At 58.6% G+C, this 18,989-nt stretch carries 18 protein-coding genes and 2 tRNA genes; 5 read left to right on the top strand and 15 right to left on the bottom strand.

Annotated features, from left to right (window positions below):
- Positions 1-17 precede the first annotated feature (17 nt).
- The 3 genes from QQJ84_RS07400 to QQJ84_RS07390 are packed head-to-tail and all read right to left on the bottom strand — an operon-like array spanning position 18 to position 5,151.
- Positions 18-1,244 (bottom strand): arginine deiminase, encoded by a 1,227-nt coding sequence (locus tag QQJ84_RS07400; protein ID WP_284257488.1) that lies wholly within the window; start codon positions 1,242-1,244, stop codon positions 18-20.
- Positions 1,241-3,619, bottom strand: a complete 2,379-nt coding sequence (locus QQJ84_RS07395) for an Orn/Lys/Arg family decarboxylase (protein WP_284257487.1) — start codon at positions 3,617-3,619, stop codon at positions 1,241-1,243. The genes QQJ84_RS07400 and QQJ84_RS07395 overlap by 4 nt, the downstream gene beginning before the upstream one ends.
- A gap of 35 nt (positions 3,620-3,654) precedes the next feature.
- A complete protein-coding gene (locus QQJ84_RS07390) occupies positions 3,655-5,151 on the bottom strand; it encodes a basic amino acid/polyamine antiporter (protein WP_284257486.1) in 1,497 nt (498 codons plus the stop codon).
- Positions 5,152-5,555: 404 nt separating this feature from the next.
- Between QQJ84_RS07390 and QQJ84_RS07385 the strand changes: the two genes are divergently transcribed.
- Positions 5,556-6,086 (top strand): Hsp20/alpha crystallin family protein, encoded by a 531-nt coding sequence (locus tag QQJ84_RS07385; protein WP_284257485.1) that lies wholly within the window; start codon positions 5,556-5,558, stop codon positions 6,084-6,086.
- 138 nt (positions 6,087-6,224) lie between these two features.
- On the opposite strand, the gene QQJ84_RS07380 is transcribed toward QQJ84_RS07385, so the two are convergent.
- From QQJ84_RS07380 to QQJ84_RS07365, 4 genes are all read right to left on the bottom strand, one after another.
- A tRNA-Arg gene (locus QQJ84_RS07380) sits at positions 6,225-6,301 on the bottom strand.
- 27 nt (positions 6,302-6,328) lie between these two features.
- Positions 6,329-6,634 carry an ETC complex I subunit gene (locus tag QQJ84_RS07375; RefSeq protein WP_284257484.1) on the bottom strand — a complete coding sequence of 102 codons (306 nt, stop codon included), beginning with the start codon at positions 6,632-6,634 and terminating at the stop codon, positions 6,329-6,331.
- A gap of 53 nt (positions 6,635-6,687) precedes the next feature.
- Positions 6,688-6,764, bottom strand: a tRNA-Pro gene (locus QQJ84_RS07370).
- A 64-nt stretch (positions 6,765-6,828) separates the two neighbouring features.
- Entirely contained in the window at positions 6,829-7,308 is a 480-nt protein-coding gene (locus QQJ84_RS07365; protein ID WP_284257483.1) for a DUF192 domain-containing protein, read from the bottom strand.
- Positions 7,309-7,337: 29 nt separating this feature from the next.
- On the opposite strand from QQJ84_RS07365, the gene QQJ84_RS07360 reads away from it, so the two are divergent.
- Positions 7,338-8,762: an ArnT family glycosyltransferase gene (locus QQJ84_RS07360; RefSeq protein ID WP_284257482.1), complete on the top strand. Its 1,425-nt coding sequence runs from the start codon at positions 7,338-7,340 to the stop codon at positions 8,760-8,762.
- Between the two features lie 8 nt (positions 8,763-8,770).
- Here QQJ84_RS07360 and QQJ84_RS07355 read toward each other — a convergent pair whose 3' ends face one another.
- The gene (locus QQJ84_RS07355; protein ID WP_284257481.1) at positions 8,771-9,256 is read right to left on the bottom strand and encodes a hypothetical protein; all 486 of its coding nucleotides are present in this window, start codon (positions 9,254-9,256) and stop codon (positions 8,771-8,773) included.
- Positions 9,257-9,428: 172 nt separating this feature from the next.
- Here QQJ84_RS07355 and QQJ84_RS07350 point away from each other — a divergent pair, with 172 nt between their 5' ends.
- The 3 genes from QQJ84_RS07350 (at position 9,429) to QQJ84_RS07340 (ending at position 11,405) form a co-directional block, all read left to right on the top strand.
- The gene (locus QQJ84_RS07350) at positions 9,429-10,052 is read left to right on the top strand and encodes a 2OG-Fe(II) oxygenase (protein WP_284257480.1); all 624 of its coding nucleotides are present in this window, start codon (positions 9,429-9,431) and stop codon (positions 10,050-10,052) included.
- A complete protein-coding gene (locus QQJ84_RS07345) occupies positions 10,045-10,701 on the top strand; it encodes a 2OG-Fe(II) oxygenase family protein (protein ID WP_284257479.1) in 657 nt (218 codons plus the stop codon). Before QQJ84_RS07350 ends, QQJ84_RS07345 begins: the two co-directional genes overlap by 8 nt.
- A gap of 179 nt (positions 10,702-10,880) precedes the next feature.
- The gene (locus QQJ84_RS07340) at positions 10,881-11,405 is read left to right on the top strand and encodes a hypothetical protein (RefSeq protein WP_284257478.1); all 525 of its coding nucleotides are present in this window, start codon (positions 10,881-10,883) and stop codon (positions 11,403-11,405) included.
- A gap of 64 nt (positions 11,406-11,469) precedes the next feature.
- Here QQJ84_RS07340 and QQJ84_RS07335 read toward each other — a convergent pair whose 3' ends face one another.
- Genes QQJ84_RS07335 through QQJ84_RS07305 form a run of 7 tightly spaced genes read right to left on the bottom strand, consistent with a single transcriptional unit; the run spans position 11,470 to position 18,989 of the window.
- Positions 11,470-12,228: an NAD kinase gene (locus QQJ84_RS07335; protein ID WP_284257477.1), complete on the bottom strand. Its 759-nt coding sequence runs from the start codon at positions 12,226-12,228 to the stop codon at positions 11,470-11,472.
- 40 nt (positions 12,229-12,268) lie between these two features.
- Complete coding sequence (locus tag QQJ84_RS07330; protein WP_284257476.1) at positions 12,269-13,099, bottom strand: carbon-nitrogen hydrolase family protein; 831 nt, start codon at positions 13,097-13,099, stop codon at positions 12,269-12,271.
- Positions 13,100-13,135: 36 nt separating this feature from the next.
- A complete protein-coding gene (locus QQJ84_RS07325; RefSeq protein WP_284257475.1) occupies positions 13,136-13,870 on the bottom strand; it encodes a class I SAM-dependent methyltransferase in 735 nt (244 codons plus the stop codon).
- Positions 13,860-14,804 carry a glycosyltransferase family 2 protein gene (locus QQJ84_RS07320; RefSeq protein WP_284257474.1) on the bottom strand — a complete coding sequence of 315 codons (945 nt, stop codon included), beginning with the start codon at positions 14,802-14,804 and terminating at the stop codon, positions 13,860-13,862. Before QQJ84_RS07320 ends, QQJ84_RS07325 begins: the two co-directional genes overlap by 11 nt.
- Entirely contained in the window at positions 14,801-16,447 is a 1,647-nt protein-coding gene (locus QQJ84_RS07315; RefSeq protein WP_284257473.1) for a hypothetical protein, read from the bottom strand. Before QQJ84_RS07315 ends, QQJ84_RS07320 begins: the two co-directional genes overlap by 4 nt.
- Positions 16,440-17,558, bottom strand: coding sequence for a glycosyltransferase family 87 protein (locus QQJ84_RS07310; RefSeq protein WP_284257472.1), 1,119 nt, complete (start codon positions 17,556-17,558; stop codon positions 16,440-16,442). Before QQJ84_RS07310 ends, QQJ84_RS07315 begins: the two co-directional genes overlap by 8 nt.
- 54 nt (positions 17,559-17,612) lie before the next feature.
- A complete protein-coding gene (locus QQJ84_RS07305; RefSeq protein ID WP_284257471.1) occupies positions 17,613-18,989 on the bottom strand; it encodes a hypothetical protein in 1,377 nt (458 codons plus the stop codon).

Here is an 18,989-nt window from a genome sequence, read left to right as displayed (position 1 = left end):
TACAAAATCCACGCGGGCTATATTGCATCACGGCTGAGCGGGCAGCTCATGCAATGCCCGCCGCCACGCCCCCGGCCAAGCTCAGAGCCTTCGATGGTAATCACCTCAATTCCCGCTTTACGTAGAACGGTATTGGTATAAACATTACGATCGTAACCGATCACCACGCCGGGCGCCACAGCCAGCACGTTATTGCCGTCATCCCATTGTTCTCTTTCCGCCTCGAAAGAATCTCCGCCGGTCGGGATGCGGCGCAGATTTTTAACGCCGATCGCCTCAGCCACGACATCAACAAAATTCGCGGTCTCCGGCACCGCGCGCAGCCCTGTGGACGTTGTGTCTGGGTAGAGTGAAAATGCCCTCATATGGTCAACCACATCAGGAAAGATCGTTACCAGGTCGCGGTCGCAGAAGGAGAACACTGTATCCAGATGCATGCTGCCGCGCTCACGCGGCATGAGCCCCGCCACAACGCGGGAGGCGCCACCATGGCTGAACAGCCGGCTGGCATATTCAGTTACCGCCTGCGGCGTGCTGCGCTCACCCATGCCGATCAGCACAACGCCATTGCCAAGCGGCATCACATCGCCACCCTCCACGCTCATGCTACCAAGATATTCCTCAGAGGCATCCACGTAGCGATGGAAATCCTTCCCCGCAAAGCGTGGATGGAAGCGGTACACCGCCGCCAGATTGACGGCCTCAAGCCGCCGCGCCGGCCAGTACATGGGGTTGATGAACACGCCCTTGCCTACCCAGCAGGAACTGTCACGCGTGAACAACTGATTGGGCAAGGGCGGCAAGATGAATTCATGCTCCGCGCGTGTGAGAGCGAAAAGGCCTTTTGGCGTGAAGGGAAGTTCTCCACGTGCTATGCCGCCGACCAAATATGCGGCGAGTTGCGCCGCTGGAAGTTCATCCAGCCACGCACGCACCTCTCCCGAGGTGCCATAGCCCAGATTTGTTACGTCTACCCGGCGATCCAGCAGCCAGGCGCGGGCGGCTACATCGGCCAGTGTTTCCGTTAAAAGCGCGCCGAATTCATGCACCACAACATTACGATCACGCAGTGTATCGACAAAAGCATCATGCTCCTGCCTGGCTTTTTTTACCCATATAACATCATCGAACAACAATTCATGGCAGTTGCCTGGTGTCAGCCGGGTCAGGCTTAAATCTGGGCGATGTACCAGAACCTCGCGCAGAATACCTACTTCAGAATATACGCCCAATGTTGGGTTCATGTGCCATGGTCCTGATCGCTCTGCGTTTCGTCAACGACATAGGTGTAGTAACAAATTTGTCCGTCCTCACCTATCTCGCGGTAGAATCCTTGAATTTCATTTTCGAATCCTGGAAACAGATTCGCAGCTTTTTCAAGCATTGCCAGATAATCCAGCACCGGTTGCGCACGTTCATCGTAGCGTTCGCCTGGAACAATCATGCCGACGCCCGGCGGGTAAGCCACGGCCAGGGTTGCCGCGATGCGACCCTTGATCCCGGAAATCGGGAGATATTCAACCTCGTTACGGATGAATTTTTGTGATGCGGCTTGTGGACTCATGGCGATGGCAGGAAGATGCTCGAGCCTGAATTTTGCCTTTTGCAACGTGGCAACATTATGCTCCCGGTAAAAATCATGCATCTCCTGGCAAAAATCATAAAGCCCGATACCTGCGTACCGCGCACCATAACGCGCCGCGAATTCTGGGATAACTTTGAACATATCAGCGTTTGTATCATGCAATTTTTTAAAACTGACGAGCGCACTTAGTAAGGTCCCAGCTTTTCCCGCTTCCATGCCGGGGGTCAACAGAAAAAGAAGACTGTTAAAATCATGCTTCTCAGCCACGATTTTATTTGCCCGCAAATATTGCGCAACGATGGCGGCGGGAACGCCGTGCGCCTCGTATTCGCCGGTCACCGATGAAATTCCAGGTGTCAGCAACGTCAGCTTGTTTGGATCGGTCATCACATAACCGGAGACCATATGCGGAAAACCGTGCCATGCCGCCCGCGGCGTCATATCCCAGCATTGTGAATCAATTGCCAGACGGTCCGTCGGCACACTCTCCCACCGCAGCAACTGGCGCGTGCCATGTTTATCTTCAAATTCGACAAAATCCGGCACAAACGGATCAAAAAACCATTTGAATTCATCAACCGTCGCCGTTGCGGCAAACTCATGCGCGAGCGCGCGGATTTTTTTGCGTAGTTTGATACCCATGCGGATGCAGTCATCCCAGAGCACCTCTCCCGCGCGGCCCTTCATCATTTGTGCCCCAACGTCAAGCGAGGCAAACAATGGATAAAATGGAGATGTTGAAGAATGCATCATAAATGAATCATTAAAGCGCTGGTGCGGTACATGACGCTTCTGCGTTTTCGCGTGGGAGTCTCTGACATGAATCTGCGATGCCTGGGAGAAACCGGCAAGCTGCTTATGCGTGGATTGTGTGGCAATGACCGCGGCATCCTCCGGGCCCATGTTTTTTAATCCCATGGCAAAACGCCCCTGGAACAGGGGGTGAAACTTCATGAATCCACCCCAGGCCTCATCGAACAGGATGTAATCGCACAGCGGACTCAATTTCTCATAAATTGCGTGCACATTGTAGATTGTTCCGTCATACGTGCATTGGTTTATAATTGCGGCGCGGAAGGGTTTTTTGCGTAGCCATGCCAGTTCATCGGTAATCAGAGGATGCGTTTTAATCTTTTCACGGATCACCGTTTCGTCCAGCGCGTTGTAGTCGATAGGTCCCATCAGACCATGATGATTGCGTTCCGTCTCCAGATAAACAGGGATGCCGCCCGCAAGGACCAGCGCACCATGATGGGCTGATTTATGATTGTTACGATCAAACAGTACAAGATCGCCTTGTGCGACAATGGCGCCGAGGGCAATTTTATTGGAAGCCGATGTGCCGTTCAACACAAAATAAGTTCGCTCGGCGCCAAATATCTTTGCGGCCTCTTTCTGCGCGACCGCTGCCGGACCTTCGGGAATCAGCAGATCTCCAAGCTCCACCGATGAATTATCAAGATCGCTGCGGAAAACTGCTTCCCCCATATGCTCGGCGAACAACCGGCCGATGGAACTCTTCCAATGGAAGATCCCGCCATTATGTCCCGGGCAGGTCCACATGTGATTCCCCGCATCGGCATATTCGAGCATGGCGCCAAAAAATGGTGTCTTCAGTGTTTCTGCATAAATCTTTACATGGCTGCTAAGATTTTTGGCCACGAAATCGGGGATGTCCTCAGTCGGGTATATGCATCCGTTCACATGGTTCATGACATCAATCGGCACATCCTCCAGCAACTGCCGGCCGACCAGCAAAAACACTGGCGCCTCAAGGCCACGCGCCTGTGCGAGCCTGATAAGCGCGTCCATTTCCTTGCGCCAGTCACCCTCGCCCCATTCGAGCAGGAGACAGCCTAGCGCGGCATCGGCATAGATCGCGGTGGAGGCATCTGCAATCGAGTATGTCTCCACCACCGCATAACCAAGTTTTTTTAGCTCTCCTAAAATTTCCCTCAGATGCACCGCTTCCTGGAATTCGGTTTTTAGAATCCGGCTGCAGACAAGTATGCGCAGGCGCGTTTCAAAGGACATTCAGAACCTCCAGGTCGCAAGCCTCATTAAAAATTTCATGCAATGCCCACCACACCATTGGCGAACAATGCAACCGCGGCCACGGCCGCTACCAGAAGTACGGTAACCGCGACCGTCTCCATTTTGGAAAACACCGGTTCTTGCGGCGTATGTTCGCGTCTGGCGTACCAGAACACCGGCACGCCCACAGCAAAGACAATGGTGGAGAGAAGCAAAAACTGTGGTCCGGCGGCATAGAGCAGCCAGGCGGCATAGATAGCGCCCAGCAACCCGGTGATCTGCGCGGTCATGCGGCTTTGCGAATGCGTCGCCACATATTCAGGGTGTGAGGCGTATAACAGCAGGAACAGCGCGCTGGCGTAGTAGGGTGGCAGAATCATCACACCTGTCACGGAGATCAGCCAAATCCACGCATTATGCGCGAACAGAACGATGAATAACGTTGCCTGCATCATCAGGCTTGAAATAACCAGCGAGGGCGCCGCCGCGTGAAAATGATTTTCACGTGCCAGAAATTTTGGGAATACGCCACCTTTGGCGCCTTCATGCGGCAGTTCCGCGATCAGAATGGTCCAGGCGAGCCAGCAGCTGAGCACGGAGACCAGCAGCGCCATGTTTACGAACACCGCGCCCCATTTGCCCACGGCGGCGGCGAGCACATAGGCCGCGGAGGGATTGGCCAACCCGGCAAGATCGCCCTGATGCAGGATGCCGAAGGGGAGGATGGACAACATCGCATAGAGCAATGTGCAAACCCCCAGGCCGATAAACGTCGCTGGCCCGACATCAGACATTTTGCGCGCACGGTCGGAGACCACAACCGCGGCCTCGATGCCGATAAATACCCAGAGTGTGACCAGCATGGTGCTTTTAACCTGCGTGAACAGGCTGCCGAGATGATTCTGCTGCCCCCAGATGTCAAAGCTGAAATGCCCCCCGGTTGCGTAGAATGCCATGACCAGCAATGCGAAACTGATCGTGATGATGTTAAGGAAACTTGCCATCACATTGAGCATGGCCGTGCGTTTTACACCCGAGAGCACGATCGCGCACATGACCCAGATCAGCGCCGATGCGCCGATAATGGAAGGCCAGTTCTGGCCATTTCCGAACACAGGAAAAAAATAACCGAGAATTTGCATGACCAGAACGGCAAAGGCGACATTGCCGGATACCGAGCTGAGCCAGTAACCCCACGCCATTTGGAAGCCGGCGAAGGGGCCGAATCCGGCTTGCGCATAGGAGTAGATGCCGGCCTTCAGATCTGGGCGCTGGTCAGCCAAAATCCGGAAGCTGTTAGAAAGAAAATACATTCCGGCAAATGTGATAATCCAGGCGATGCCAATGGCCACCAACCCGGCGCCGCTGGCCATGTTCGCGGGGAGGTTGAATGCGCCGCCGCCGATCATCGAACCAACGACAACGCCGCTGAGCAAAATGACCCCGAGTTTCCGGCTTTCTGGCTGGCTGGCAGCGTTTTCCGCTCCCTGACTCGATTTGGGAAAAGTCTGACTGGAAAAAGACTGGCTCACGATTGGCCTCCTTGTTTCGTTGCTCTCGTTAATCTCCTCGTGGTTTTATATTTTAATAAAAAAATACATTTGGCATTGATATCGATCATAAAAAAACGAAATCATGCGAAAATAATTCATATCACCGCAACGAACATGCAGGAAGAAATTTTCATGCTGCGGCGCGGTATTTACAGGGTGATTCGGCTTGATTAGCCGCCTGCTCTCGATGATTTGATCGAAATCAATGCAACGGCTAAAGGCGGCTGCTAATTACCCCCCGCATGAACGGGGTCCGGCGGAACGAATGTCCGTGGATTTTTCCTTTAAGTGTTCAAATCAGTCAGGTGTGGTGGCGGCGTTGCGCTTTGCGCGCCCGCTGGAAAGTGTCGTGATTTCTGATTTTTATTTCATGGAATGGAGGAATGATCATGGCTAACAAGCAAGTCGAGGTAAAGAAATCCACCGAGGCGGCAAAATCTGGCCGCACGGATGTGTGGACGGCTTTGCGGAACGAGGTCGATCATCTATTCGATCGTTTTTCGCCCGGTTTCGGCAGGTTTTCGTTTTTTCCAAGCGCGGACACAGGGGTTTTCGCGCCGTTCTTCTCCTCCACGGGCACTTTGGCGCCCTCGATGGACGTTATCGAAGACGGCAGCGCCTATACGATCACCGCGGAACTGCCCGGACTGGAAGACAAAGATGTAGATGTGTCCGTCGACGGCTCGATCCTCAACATTAAAGGAGAGAAGCAGCAGGAAACCGAGCGGAAGGAGAAGAATTACTACCTCTCGGAGCGTTCATACGGCGCTTTCGCGCGGAGCTTGTATTTGCCCGATGGCGTGGACCGCGACAAGATCTCGGCGCATATCGCCAAGGGTGTACTAACCGTTACGCTGCCCAAAACCCCTGCCGCGCAAAGCAACAGCAAGAAGATTGAAGTTAAAGCCGGATAGGCCAGGCGGTCTGGCGGGTTAATATCTGGCATATGGCGGGAGGAGGGTGTGTCACCCGCCCGCCTGGGAGTGGGTTGTGCGGCTCATGAGCCATGGGGTGGCCGGGGCGTTGGCCCGGCCATACGAGGAATTGTATTTTGGCGCGCCCTGATGGAGTCGAACCATCGGCCTCAAGATTAGAAGTCTCGTGCTCTATCCAGCTGAGCTAAGGGCGCGTGCCGGCGTGTGGTAAACCGCCGCTTTCAATGCGTCCAGTTTTCCTTGCGGTCAGCGCGGAAATTATCGGCGTAGAGCTTTGGCTTGCGGACCCGGGGGGTGGGGATTTCCAGGTCGTAGGGGATTTCGTTTGCCTTGGCGTAGGCGATGGCCTCCTCGCGGGTGGCGAAGCTGAGGCGAATCTGGCTGCGCATATCGTCCGAGCCGGTCCAGCCCATCAGCGGGTCGCGGATTTTGGCGGTCTCGGGTTCATATTCCAGCATCCAGCGGTGAGTCTTGGCGGTGCCGGACTGCATGGCGGATTTGGGGGGAAGGAAGATACGTGCCCGCATGAAACCTTAGCTCCTGCTTAAACTTGAACCCAAACAACTTGAACCAAAACAACTGGTCGGGGCGCCCGGATTCGAACCGGGGGCCTCTTGTACCCAAAACAAGCGCGCTACCAGGCTGCGCCACGCCCCGAACCATAGTCCCGCCACCAATAAAGCCCGGTTAAAGCCCCGGGCGTCACGGTTGCGGGGCTGGCTTAGCCGCCGCCAAACTGCTTGGCAATGACCCTATCGCCAACATTGATATTCAGCGCCGCGGTGATGCCGCCTTGCAGCTCCAGCGTGGCCAGCACCGGCACACCCGGGGAGATGGGGGTGAGGCTGTAGGGGACGGTCATCTCGGCGATGGATTTGATAATGCCGTCAGCGCCGATGAAGACCATGTCCTCCGGCACGGGGCAGTTTTTCATCCACATTGCCTGGGTTTCGGGCTGTGGCCACATGAAGAGCATGCCGGAACCGGCGGGGATGGAGGTGCGGAACATCTCGCCCGTGTCCTGCTGTTGCTGGGTGACGGGTAGCTCAACCGTGAAGACATGCTGCTTGCCATCCGCCCCGATGATGGTGAGAGATTCGGTGGGCAGTTTGGGCTGCGGGCCGGTGGGATCGTCGCTCTGCGCGCGCGCGGCGCCCGCCGCCAGAAGCACCGCCGCCATGGTATACGCTAAAATTTTCATGAATCCCTCATCGTCTGCATGGGGTAATCATGGACAAAGCCGGGGCCGGCTGCAATCACCATGGGGTGAAACGTGCTCCCCTGCCCGCCGCCGCCGTGGCGCTGCTGCTCACCATGGCCACGCTGGCCAGCCGGGTGCCGGTGCTTGGCCGCTCGGTGCTGGACTGGGATGAGAGCCTGTATTTTTTGATGGCGCGGGCGTGGCTGCATGGCCACCTGCCCTACACCACCATCTGGGACAACAAGCCGCTCGGCATCTACGTTATTTTCGCGGCTTTTCAGGCGGTGTTCGGCGGCCAGGTGCTGGCGATGCGCCTGGCCAGCGTGGCCTGTGTGAGCCTGCTGGGCTTCAGCGTGTTCAAAATCACCGAACAGCTTGCCCGGGACCGCGCGGCGGCCTGGGTGGCCGGTGGCGCGCTGGTGCTGTGCGCGCTGAGCAATGATGGGCTTTCGGCGAATACCGAGCTGTTCATGGCGGCGTTCACGGCGCTTTCGGTTTGGGCGGTGCTGGCGGGGCGGCCGGGCTGGCTGGTGGGGGCGCTGCTGGGGGCGGCGTTCATGGTGAAATATGTCGCGGTGTTCGAGGCGCCGGTGGTGTTTTTGTTGTTCATGCTGCGCCAACGGCGGATTGGGGCGGGGGTTGGCGTGATTTTGGGGGCGGCGCTGCCGCTGCTGGCGGTGGTGGCACTCTACGCGGCGGCGGGGCGGCTGGGGTTGTGGTGGGATTGTTCTATCGCTTCCAACTTCCGCCGGGTGGATGTGCCGCTCAGCGCGGGGGCGCTGGATTATGCGCTGCGCACCGAGCTTTGGCGCTGGGGGCCACTATATCTGGCGGGGTTTGCCATGTTGCCGCTGGCCATCTGGCGGCGTGAGGCGCGGTTTCTGGCGGCCTGGCTGCTGGCTGGGCTGGCCGGGGTGGCGGTGGCGAAATCGTTCTATGACCATTATTTTTTGCAGGTTCTGCCGGTGTTGTGCGTGAGCCTGGGGTTTTGGTTCAGCCTGTTGCCGCGCGGGCGGGTGGTGCGGGCGGGGTTTGTGGTAGCCGCGCTGGCGCTGCCCGCCTGGGCGGCGAAGATTGCCTTGCATGACGCCATGGTGCCGGATGTGATCGCGCAGGTGGGGGCTGATCTGGCGGCACAACACCCGGCGAGCCTGTATGTGTTTGATTCGCAGCCGATTCTCTACGCGCTGAGCGGGCAGACGCCGCCGACGCGCTATGTGCTGCCCTCAGAACTGGTGGGGCGCAGCCTGCCGCGAGTGGCGGGGGTGGATGCCGGGGCGGAGGTGGCGCGGATTTTGGCCGGGAATCCGCAATTCATCGTCTGCCGCGCCCCCGCGCCCGCCAACCCGGCGGTGGTGAACCCGGCGGTGTATGCGCAACTGCAACAGGCGCTTGCCGCGCGCTACCGGCTGTGGCGGACCTATCCGGGGGTTGTGGTTTACAAGCTCAGATAGGCTCCTGATCAGAGGGATTTCTGGCCGGTCAGCACGGCTTCCAGCTGTTGCACGGCGGCCTCGGCGGCCTCGGCGATGTTGCGCAGCTCCTGATGGTCAAGAAAACGCGCGGTCCGCAATGTGGCGACCGCGGCTGCGACCCCCTGGCGTTGCAGCACATCGGCGATGCGGGCCATGCGCTGGGAGGTCTCCTCGGTGATGATCTGGCCGCCGATGAATTCCAGCCCCGCCTTGGTCCCCGCCGCCCAGCAGCGCCGGGCCAGATAGCTGGCGCCGCCGCCCATTTGCAGCGTGACCTCATCCGGCAGATCGGCCAGAGTCCCCATGTCAACCAGGACGCCGGCGGTTGATTGGTCGAGAATCAGGCAGTTGAACACACAGTCTCCGCCGTTGACGCCGGTAAATATTTTGGCACTTCTGATGACCGGCCGGCGCGAGCCGCCGCGCCGCTCGGGCAAGGCCGCTTCGTCGCTCGTGCCTGAATCGGCGGTCATCTCCTGCTGCAACATGTAAGTTGGCCTTCCGCATATTGTTGGATGCCCCGTTATGACGCGCATACGTTAATATCCGCCGAACAGGCGGGGGTGGGGCGGGCTTGATCCACATCAATTGCGCGGGGCGGGCGATTTGCTATCCGGGGCGGGATACAACCCCGGTGGTAACAATATGGCACTGCTTGATCTTGAGGCTTTTCGCGCGGCCGCGCTGACGAACGAACCATTTAAATATCTGGTGGCGAAAAATTTCATACGCCATGAGGCCGCGCCCGAAATTATGCGCGATTTCCCCGATATCGCGTATCCGGGGCTGCTGCCGGTGGAGGCCACGCAGTTCGGCCCGAACTTCCGGGCGCTGATCGAGGAGCTGACCAGCCCTGCGGTGGCGAAGGCTTTTGGCGAGAAATTCGGCCTGGACCTGATCGGCCAGCCGACCATGGTGACGCTGCGCGGGCGCTGCCAGGAGAAGGACGGGCGGATCCATACCGATAGCGAGGCCAAGCTGGTGACCGCGCTGCTATATTTCAACGAGGATTGGGAAGCCGACGGGGGGCGGCTGCGGCTGCTGCGCGGACCCGATGATCTGAACGACATCATCGCCGAGGTGCCGCCCGACATGGGCACGCTGGTGGCGTTCCGCCGGTCGGACAAATCCTTCCATGGGCATGAGCCTTATGTGGGGGTGCGGCGCTATGTGATGATCAACTGGATGGCCAACGGCTTTGCCGCGCAACGCGAGATCATGCGGCATAAAATCTCGGCGCAGGCAAAGAAAGTGCTCAATTATGTCTGACGCGGCGGCCACCGCGGCGCGGTTTCTGGAGAGTTTGGGCGCCAGCCGCCGCGAGGAGGTGCCCTACCGGCATTGGCTGCTGAAGGATGTGCTGCCGGAGGGCATGTGCGGCGCGGTGGCGGCATTGCCGATGGCGCCGCCGCAAATTGAGGATACGCTGGGCCGGCGCGAGACGCATAACAGCACGCGGCTGTTTTTTGGCGTTGAGGAACAGGCGCGCTACCCGGTGTGCGCGGCGCTGGCGCAGGCGCTGCAAAGCCCGGAGGTGACAGGGCGGCTGGAGCAGGTGTGCGGCGTGGAGCTGGGCGGAAGCTCGCTGCGGATTGAGTATTGCCTGGATACGGATGGCTTTTGGCTGGAGCCGCATACAGACATTGGCGCGAAGTTTTTCACCATGCTGGTGTATCTGAATGAACCGCCCGCTGATGAGGAATGGGGCACCGATGTTTATGCCGCGCCCGGCGAATATGTGGGCACCGCGCCGTTTCACCCGAATGCCGGGCTGATTTTTGTGCCGGGCAAGGATACCTGGCACGGGTTCCGCAAGCGCAGGATCACCGGGGTCAGGCGGTCGCTGATCGTGAATTATGTGACGCCGGAATGGCGCGCGCGGCACGAGCTGGCGTTTGCGCAAACGCCTGTGGCGTGAGGGGCCGGGATGCCAGCTTGCGCTGGCATGACGGGGTGATTCGCGGCATGACGAGGTGATTCGCTGGCATGACGGGGTGATCGGGCGCGGCGCGATTGATCTAAACAAATCTTTATAAAATAAAGTGGAAGGTTTGGCGCTATAAGACGTTTTGAGGCCACAGCGAACGTAGGCATAAAATGTCAAAATTCATGGTTTTTATCGTCGCCATGCTCATGGCGGGTGTGGCGTATGGCGAGACCTCCGGGCGTATCAATGGTCATCGCTTTGCGCTGAGCGGCGAGAGCGGGAATTTTACGCTCATAGCCGATGGCCGCGTCGTCCTTCATGACACCGGCGATCAATCCGTATCGGTGGCGGGGACCTATGCTTTTGGCGCGGGTGGGTCGACCTCCAGCTTTGTATCCTCCGATGCTTCGGGCAATTTTGTCTCCTCGAGTTCCAGCAGCGGCTCCGGGGAAAGCTATGGCGTTGTGTTGATCGCGCAGGCCGCGCCGGGCAGCGGTTGCCCGCTTAAATTCCGGGCGCTGATCCTGAATGACACCGCAATACTCTCCAAGCCTTTTGGCTCATGCAGCGAGAACCGGGAGATTTCGCAGATCAACGGTACGGTCGTGGTGGTAACGCCGCGATTGGATGGACAGGGAGATGAGGTGGACACCATTACGCCCGGCGGCGTGACAACCAGATTTGTCGCGGATTAGGGCGATCGTCTGAGGTTCGCTCATCCAGGCGAGCCGCAAACGTAAGCCGCCTTGCGAGAAATACCTAGACGGTGAATTGTTCGGTGATGATTCGCTCCGACAGCGCGCGGTCGGGATCAAAAAGCACCGTGGCGCCGATGCTGCGGTCTTCGCTCACCGCGACGGAGACGACGTTGCGGACCTCGGTGAAATCCGCCACCGCGGCGACGGGGCGTTTGTCGGGTTCCAGGATTTCGAACAACACGTCCACCGTGGAGGGCAGCAGGGCGCCGCGCCAGCGGCGGGGGCGGAAGGCGGAGATGGGGGTGAGCGGCAGGAGGTTGGCGCTGAGCGGAATGATCGGGCCATGGGCGGAGAGGTTGTAGGCGGTGGAGCCGGCGGGGGTGGAGATGAGCACGCCGTCGCAGATCAGTTCCTCCAGGCGCACGGTATGGTCAACATGGATGCGGATTTTGGCGGCCTGGCGGAGTTGGCGGAGCAAGGAGACTTCGTTGAGCGCCATCGCCTCCTCCACCACGCCCGAGGCGGTGATGGCGTGCATGCGCAGCGGGTGCAGAACGCTGGGGTGCGCGCGGGCAATACGCTCCAGCAGCCCCGGCTCATGAAATTCATTCATCATGAAGCCGACGGAGCCGCAATTCATGCCGTAAACGGGTTGGCTGGTGCCCAGCACTTTATGCAGGCATTCGAGCATGAGGCCGTCACCGCCCAGCGCGACGATGACATCTGACTCACGCGCATCGCAATTGCCGTAGCTGGCGGTGAGGCGCGCCTGGGCTGCCGAGGCGATTTCCGTGCGGGCCGCGATGAAGGCAATTTTCATGGCGTATGGTGCGCGGCCGCTCCGCCGGTCCCATGCGCGCTCATGCCAGCTTCCGGTGTTCAAGCACCGGCATGTTGGCGCGAACGCGGGCGGTGAAGGCTTTATCAATACGGGCGGTGGCCCAGCCGATGCCGTCAGAGGCTTTGGCGACGACATGGCCCCAGGGGTCGACAATCATCGAATGACCGTAGGTGACGCGGGCCTCGCCGTCGGCATCATGGTGGATGCCGGTGCAGGCGGGGGCGGCCAGCCAGCATTGGGTCTCGATCGCGCGGGCGCGCAGCAACACCTCCCAATGGTCCTTGCCGGTTTGCAGGGTGAAGGCGGCGGGCAGCACGATAAGGTCGACGTTTTTGCGGCGCAGGGCGAGGAAAAGCTCGGGGAAGCGCAGATCGTAGCAGATGGCGAGGCCGATATGCGTGCCGCCGGCGTGGCAGGTGACCACATCCTCCCCGGCGCCGTAGGTTGCACTTTCACGGTAGCCCTGGCCGTCGGGCGTGGTGATGTCAAACAAATGGATTTTGCGGTAGCGGGCGAGCTCAACGCCGACGGGGCTGAACACCAGGCTGGTGTTATAAAGCCGGTCACCCGCAAGCTCGCCGATGGAGCCGCCGTGAATATGGATGCCGTTGGTCTCGGCCATCTGGCGCAGAAACTCGTAGGCGGGGCCGCCCATTTCACCGGAGGCGGGCAGCGTCTCGGCGGCGGCGAATTTCTGCTCGCGGCTGCCGCCCAGACAGGCCCACATTTCCGGCAGGGCGATGAGGTCCGGCTTGTCCGCCGCGATCGCGCCCTCAATGAGGGCGCGGGCCTGGGCGATGTTCTGCGCCTTGTCCGCCCCAGGGGACATTTGAATCACGCTCATGCGCATATGTCCGCTCTCCTTCAATCTGCACGCAACATAGCTTTATTCGGCGGCGCTGACCACGGCCAGGAGCGAGAGGCCGAAGGGGAGATTGGCCCGCGGCAAAACCCAGGCCTCGGCGCCGAACATCCAGGTGAACAAGGTGTTCACCCCCCCGGGCGGAATGCTGGCGCCGCTGGCCTGCTTCGCACCGCGCAGCCGGTCCAGCCAGCGCAGCGCAAAGGCGAGCGGGGCCAGGGCCATGTTCATGAAGCTGAGTTTTTGCACCTGCAGGCCGGCGGCGCGCAGCTTGGCCGCCAGTTCTGCGCTGGTGTAGCGGCGCTTGTGGTGCAGGGCGATGTCATGCGGGCCAAACAGCGAGGGATGCGCCGGGACAGTGATGAGCGCGCGCCCCCCCGGCGCCAGCAGGCCACGGATTTCACGCAAGGCCGCTTCGTCCGCCTCGACATGCTCCAGCACATCTAACAGGCATACGAGATCGAATTCATGGCCTTCGAACGGCAGGTTGCCAGGCAGCATGCCGTGGTGGACGGCCGCCTCCCCTCCCCTGGCCTTGGAAATCTCGCGCGCGGTCTCGTTCATCTCAACCGCGGTGACGCTGCCAAATTGAGTCAGCAACGCGAAATTGCCGCCGGTGCCTGAGCCGAGTTCAAGGATTCGCGCATCGGCGGGGAGCTTCAGGCTGCCGATGAGCGCAGCCAGGATGCGCCGCCGCCCAGCGAACCACCAGTGCCGCGCCTCGACCGCCGCCATGTCGAGATAGGCTTCAGGTTCCATCAAAACGCCCATGGGTTTTGCGGATGAGGTAGCTCGGCCGCTGTTTGGTCTCAACATAGATGCGGCCGATGTACTCACCGAGCAGGCCGATGCTGATGAGCTGCACGCTGCCAAAAAAGGTGATGGCAACGAAGAGCGAGGCATAGCCTGGAACTTTGTTGCCGAATACCACTGTGTAGATGACGATGTAGAGCGCATAGAGGACAGTGCCCAGCGCGGTGAGCGCGCCGAGATATGTCCAGATTTTCAGCGGCGCGGTGGAGAAGCTGGTGAAACCCTCCAGGGCAAAATTCCACAGCGCGAAACCGGAGAATTTGGTGGCCCCGGCAGCGCGCGGGGGACGGGCGTAGTCGATTGTGACGGTGCGGAAGCCGACCCAGGCGAACAGGCCCTTCATGAAGCGCTGGCGCTCGGGCAGTTGTTTTAACGCGTTGACCACCACGCGGTCCATAAGCCGGAAATCCCCCACATTTTCGGGAATTTTCGTGTGCGACATGTGGTTGTGCAAACGGTAGAACCAGGCGGCGGTCTTGCGCTTGAGCATGCCATCGCTGGCGCGGTCGGTGCGGCGCGCCAGCACGACCTCGGCCCCTGCCCGCCAGGCGGCAAGCATCTGGGCGATCAGCTCCGGGGGGTCTTGCAGATCGGCATCAATGGGGATGACCGCCGCCCCCCGGGCTGCGTCAATCCCCGCTGTCAGCGCGGCCTCCTTGCCGAAATTGCGCGAGAATTCGATGACGCGGAAGCGAGGGTCGGCCTGGGACAGCGCGACGAGCTGCAACAGGGTGGTGTCGGTACTGCCATCGTCGACGCAGATGATTTCCCAGTCCGTTCCGGCAATGGCTTCCAGCGCGGGCAGCAGCGTGGCGCAAAAATACGGGATCGCCTCGGCCTCATTATAAAACGGGACGACGAGGGAGATCAGATCGGTCATGGCGCGGGTACGGTGAACACGGTTACGTCGTCGATTTTTTGCGCGCGCCAGTCAAGTGCCTGCATCTGCGCCATGGCGTGGGCGCTGGTGCCGGGGCCGGCAACCACGAAATCCGTATGGGTGGATTGGCAGAAACGGATGAAATCAGGCGTGAACCCGGGGTAGTCCAGCCCGAAATAGAACCACAGGATGGGCTTGTCGGATTGAATGGCGGCGGGTGGGAAGCCCAGATAACCGCCGGTTTGTGCGAAGCTGAAACGGCTTTCCTGCTGCCAGAAGGAGGAGGGCCCCATGATGCCAAAGGGTAGGATTAACAGGCGCTTGTTGTTGCCCAGCGCCCCCTGGACATGCCCAGGGGCAAAGAAGCTTGAACTGGGAACCGGCTGGCCGCCATGCGGGGCGGGAAGTAGAATCACACTGGCGAGCAGCCCGGCGAGAAGGCGCAAACGCCGGGGCTGGCCGGAAGGGGATTCGGCGATCCAGAGCGCCGCGATGAGCGCGCCGGCCAGGGAGGCGTAGAGCATGAAGCGGGCCGGCAGCGCCATGCCGATGAACGGCAGGTGCCGCAGCAAAGCCCAGGGCAGCGGAATATGGGTGACAACCCCAGCGAGCCGGAGCTGGGGACCGCAGCTGAGCAAAATGATGACGCCCAGCAGCAGACCAAAAAAACGCGAATGCGCGCGGCAATAACCCCAGAGGATGAACAGCAGCGGCAGGCCGAGATAGGCGCCCTGTTCGTCAAGCAAGCCTGAGAAATGACGGGTAAGCGGCAGCGCCCAACTCCCGCCGAGCGCGGTGACAATGGTGGGGACTATGAGATTGAGTGGGTCTGTGACGAAGACCAACGGCCAGTGCGGGGGCAGTTGGATACCCCGCGGGCGGCTGAACATGCCCCATAGGAGCGGCGATACGAGCATCGCCGCGAACAGCCCGGCGAGAACGCCTTCACCCGCCAGATGCTGGAGGGGCAAACGCCGCACCGGGAAATGCCAGTATGCCAGCGCCCAGGTAATGGCACCGAACATCAGGGTGGTGGCCAATAATTCAGCCGAAATGGCGAACTGACCGGCCACCAGGAAGGCTGCGCCGAGGATGGCCGGCCAGCGGGAAATGCGGCCGTCCAGCCGGAGCAGGGCGAGCAACAGCAGGCAGGGGATAAGCGCTGTGAAGGTAAGGTTGAGGTGTAAGCCGGTATGGGCCATCTGGTAGCTGGAAAAGCCGAATAAATAGCCACCGAGCAGGGCGGCGCCGGGAACACGACTGACATATAGGCAGAGAAAATAAGCCGCCCAGGCGGCGAGGGCGGGAGCGGCGAGAGTGAGAACATTATAGGCGAATACCGGGCCGGAAAGGAATGTCAGGGGCGCCGCCAGCAAGGCGAGAAAGGGCACATTGGTGGTCCAGGCAAGATTGAGGCCGGTGGGCTGCCATATCAACTGCGTGAAAAACGGATTGAGATGATGCGCCAGCGCCCAGGGCCACCAGCTGAAAAACCAGATAAAAATGAATGGGTCATTGCTATGCCCGTAAATGGTTTTTGTGATGGAGGCGCCCAGGCCGATGAAGACAGCTGCGAGCGCAGTGTAGAGCGCCAGAGCGAAAATGTGCCATTTCCATGCATTTTTCCAGACAGGGTCAGGCATGGGGAATGCCCCACTTCAGATCAGTAGCACCTTGAATTTTTATAGGGTGTGACAAAACAAAAACTAGTAACAGCAACAGAAAAAAGGCTCCGGCCGGGGGCCACCCGAACGCGGCCAGCCAGAAGTATAAGCCCGTAACCAGAAAAAATATCGCGAGCGGTAATAAGGTAAACGGCTTTTCCTGTAACGCGTAGCCGGTTAATGCCAAGGCCAGCGCAGGCAAATCATAAACATAAGCATAGGGTGTTGCCAGCATAACCAGGAGAAGAGAAGCAACCAGACGCCCCAGAGGGGCCATGCGCCATATGCGAGAGGACCACAACATCCAGGCAACAAAAACGGCGCCGGCGGTTACGGCAAATTGCACGGCGTAGGCCATGGGCAACCCGGCGCCGAGACTGCGTAGCAAGATGAAGCTGGAGATCATGATATGCTGAAACGGTTGTGGCCAGGGGCGGGCCAGGACTGCTCCGGCCAAGCCAATCTGGTTATGAAAAAATTGTTGCCAGACACCAGGGCCAAAGAACAACAGAGACACCAAACAGCCAATAATGGCGCTTGCCGCCGAGGCACCCAAAGCGCGCCAATTCCGCGACGCGAGAAAAAAAATCGGAAATAAAATTGCAAACTGTGGTTTAATAACCAAACAACCCGCCGCAATGCCCGCCAGCAGCGGGCTGGTATCGGCCAGCCCTAAACCAATGAGCAGCAACGCTGAAACAATCATTCCGGTCTGTCCGACCGTGGCGCAAAGCAGACCAGGTGGCGACAGAACGCCGATGCCAATAACGCGCCAGGGCAGGCTTAAGGCCCGGCCCGCCAGAACAAGACTGAGGGCTGTCAGGCTTGTCCACGCGGCAAAGGCCGCAAGCGGATGCAGCCAGGACAACGGGGCCGCAAGCATCAAAAACGGAGGAGGGTACATAAAGGGGCAGATTCGCGCAGCTATGGCGCTTGCAACCATGCCGGGATGCAAAGCTAACGCGCCATTGGCCCAGAAACATTGCATATCCGGCGGCAGGGTAAATCCCGTTATTCCGAACTGACCACTAAAAATTCTGGTGTCGATGATAACCACAACCAATTCGACCAGAATGATGAGCCAGAACATATGAGGCCTACTTCCCTATCAAATGATCGCTTAAAAAACGTATTTTGGCGCCGCTTATTGTTTTCTTGCAAAAAGATTGCTTCTAATCGCTAAAAGTCCGATCGATTGACGCAAAAAACACAGCACGCAGGCCGCAAGCTGAATGGCGACCCACCACCACAACACCTCCCGGCACAGAAAAAAAATGATTTCGACATACACTGCACGTGGCGCCCCCACAACCACGCCGCCAAGAAACCCTATAAAGTTACGAAGATATGCCTCCCACAGCAACAACACAACGGACACAAGCAATATCTGCATGCTACGATCTCCATTGCCCTTGAACCAATTTCCCATTGTCCAAAGTCCCGGCAAGGCAAGCAATAGAAATATTGCTCGATAATCCACATTTTGTGTCGCAAAAAAACAAAACGACACAATCATTGCCCCCGCAAAGAAAAACAAACCGCGTTGAGGGTCTAGCCTGGCCAACGCCTTGGCATATCGGGGAGAGATGATGATGACAATAAAGAGTGCCACAACAATAAGTGCTTCTGTTGTCAAAGCAATAAACGGTCCGGTAACGGGGCGGGCCACCGCAATGTCATATTGCGCTAATGTGGGATGCATGGTTAAGACGGGGAGGTAGTGCAGCACGAGCAGGCCATAAGCCAAATCCTCTGAGCCAAACCAAAAGTCAAATGGCAACCCCTTGGGAAGATGCGTAACCGCCACAACCGTGGTTGCCGAAAAATGCACCCAATAAATACCCACCAGCAAAGCGGAAACGGTTATCACCATGAAAATGCGTTGCCAGCGTTCTCGCACAATACAAGCGAGCAATATCACCGGATAAAATTTCAATGCGGCTCCAATTAAAAAAAAGCCGTATCCCGCGAGTGAAAACATCCGATTGGCTAGAACAAAAGCGATTCCAATCAGCGTCATTACAAAAATATCAATATCAAAATTTGCCGTCGAAAGCGCAAGCAGGACGGCGCCGGAACAAACCGCAACGATACGAAGCACAAACTCCACCACAGATTCCACTGGTGGCAAAATCGAAAGAGACAAGCAAAACAAAAGTCCCGAGATAATCGCGATTACATCCAACTCAGCCGGTCCAGCTCCGAGTAGTGCCGCCCTCAACAGCAATGGCGAATAATTATAGTTACCGCCCCCCATGCATGCGTTCGGGATATAAACATTCACCCCATGGCGCCAGCAGGCACCGGCCAGCAAAATTGAGTGCAAATCATCAAACAACTGACTTTTGCGGGTGACATCGGTCGCACCCAGAAAAAAATCATATAAATCAGGGACATAAAATCTAAATACAATAAATGCAGAGTATAGCAGCATCGCTACGAAGCTTACGCCAAAGCGGGTAAAAAACCTGCGGTAAATCGCTTCAGGCACAAGCATTGCTGCAGTCTGGCTTTCATCCAT

This window comes from Acidocella aquatica (genome assembly GCF_030160635.1).
Taxonomy (GTDB): Bacteria; Pseudomonadota; Alphaproteobacteria; order Acetobacterales; family Acetobacteraceae; genus Acidocella; species Acidocella aquatica.
Note: the sequence above shows the minus strand (reverse complement) of the source record. Positions and strands in the feature narration are given on the sequence as shown.

Bases quoted from the DNA above. Each gene is read 5' to 3' on its own strand.
- QQJ84_RS07400 (WP_284257488.1), bottom strand. From the start codon at position 1,244: ATGAACCCAACATTGGGCGTATATTCTGAAGTAGGTATTCTGCGCGAG.
- QQJ84_RS07395 (WP_284257487.1), bottom strand. From the start codon at position 3,619: ATGTCCTTTGAAACGCGCCTGCGCATACTTGTCTGCAGCCGGATTCTA.
- QQJ84_RS07385 (WP_284257485.1), top strand. From the start codon at position 5,556: ATGATCATGGCTAACAAGCAAGTCGAGGTAAAGAAATCCACCGAGGCG.
- QQJ84_RS07375 (WP_284257484.1), bottom strand. From the start codon at position 6,634: ATGCGGGCACGTATCTTCCTTCCCCCCAAATCCGCCATGCAGTCCGGC.
- QQJ84_RS07365 (WP_284257483.1), bottom strand. From the start codon at position 7,308: ATGAAAATTTTAGCGTATACCATGGCGGCGGTGCTTCTGGCGGCGGGC.
- QQJ84_RS07360 (WP_284257482.1), top strand. From the start codon at position 7,338: ATGGACAAAGCCGGGGCCGGCTGCAATCACCATGGGGTGAAACGTGCT.
- QQJ84_RS07355 (WP_284257481.1), bottom strand. From the start codon at position 9,256: ATGACCGCCGATTCAGGCACGAGCGACGAAGCGGCCTTGCCCGAGCGG.
- QQJ84_RS07350 (WP_284257480.1), top strand. From the start codon at position 9,429: ATGGCACTGCTTGATCTTGAGGCTTTTCGCGCGGCCGCGCTGACGAAC.
- QQJ84_RS07345 (WP_284257479.1), top strand. From the start codon at position 10,045: ATGTCTGACGCGGCGGCCACCGCGGCGCGGTTTCTGGAGAGTTTGGGC.
- QQJ84_RS07340 (WP_284257478.1), top strand. From the start codon at position 10,881: ATGTCAAAATTCATGGTTTTTATCGTCGCCATGCTCATGGCGGGTGTG.
- QQJ84_RS07335 (WP_284257477.1), bottom strand. From the start codon at position 12,228: ATGAAAATTGCCTTCATCGCGGCCCGCACGGAAATCGCCTCGGCAGCC.
- QQJ84_RS07330 (WP_284257476.1), bottom strand. From the start codon at position 13,099: ATGCGCATGAGCGTGATTCAAATGTCCCCTGGGGCGGACAAGGCGCAG.
- QQJ84_RS07325 (WP_284257475.1), bottom strand. From the start codon at position 13,870: ATGGAACCTGAAGCCTATCTCGACATGGCGGCGGTCGAGGCGCGGCAC.
- QQJ84_RS07320 (WP_284257474.1), bottom strand. From the start codon at position 14,804: ATGACCGATCTGATCTCCCTCGTCGTCCCGTTTTATAATGAGGCCGAG.
- QQJ84_RS07315 (WP_284257473.1), bottom strand. From the start codon at position 16,447: ATGCCTGACCCTGTCTGGAAAAATGCATGGAAATGGCACATTTTCGCT.
- QQJ84_RS07310 (WP_284257472.1), bottom strand. From the start codon at position 17,558: ATGTTCTGGCTCATCATTCTGGTCGAATTGGTTGTGGTTATCATCGAC.
- QQJ84_RS07305 (WP_284257471.1), bottom strand. From the start codon at position 18,989: ATGGATGAAAGCCAGACTGCAGCAATGCTTGTGCCTGAAGCGATTTAC.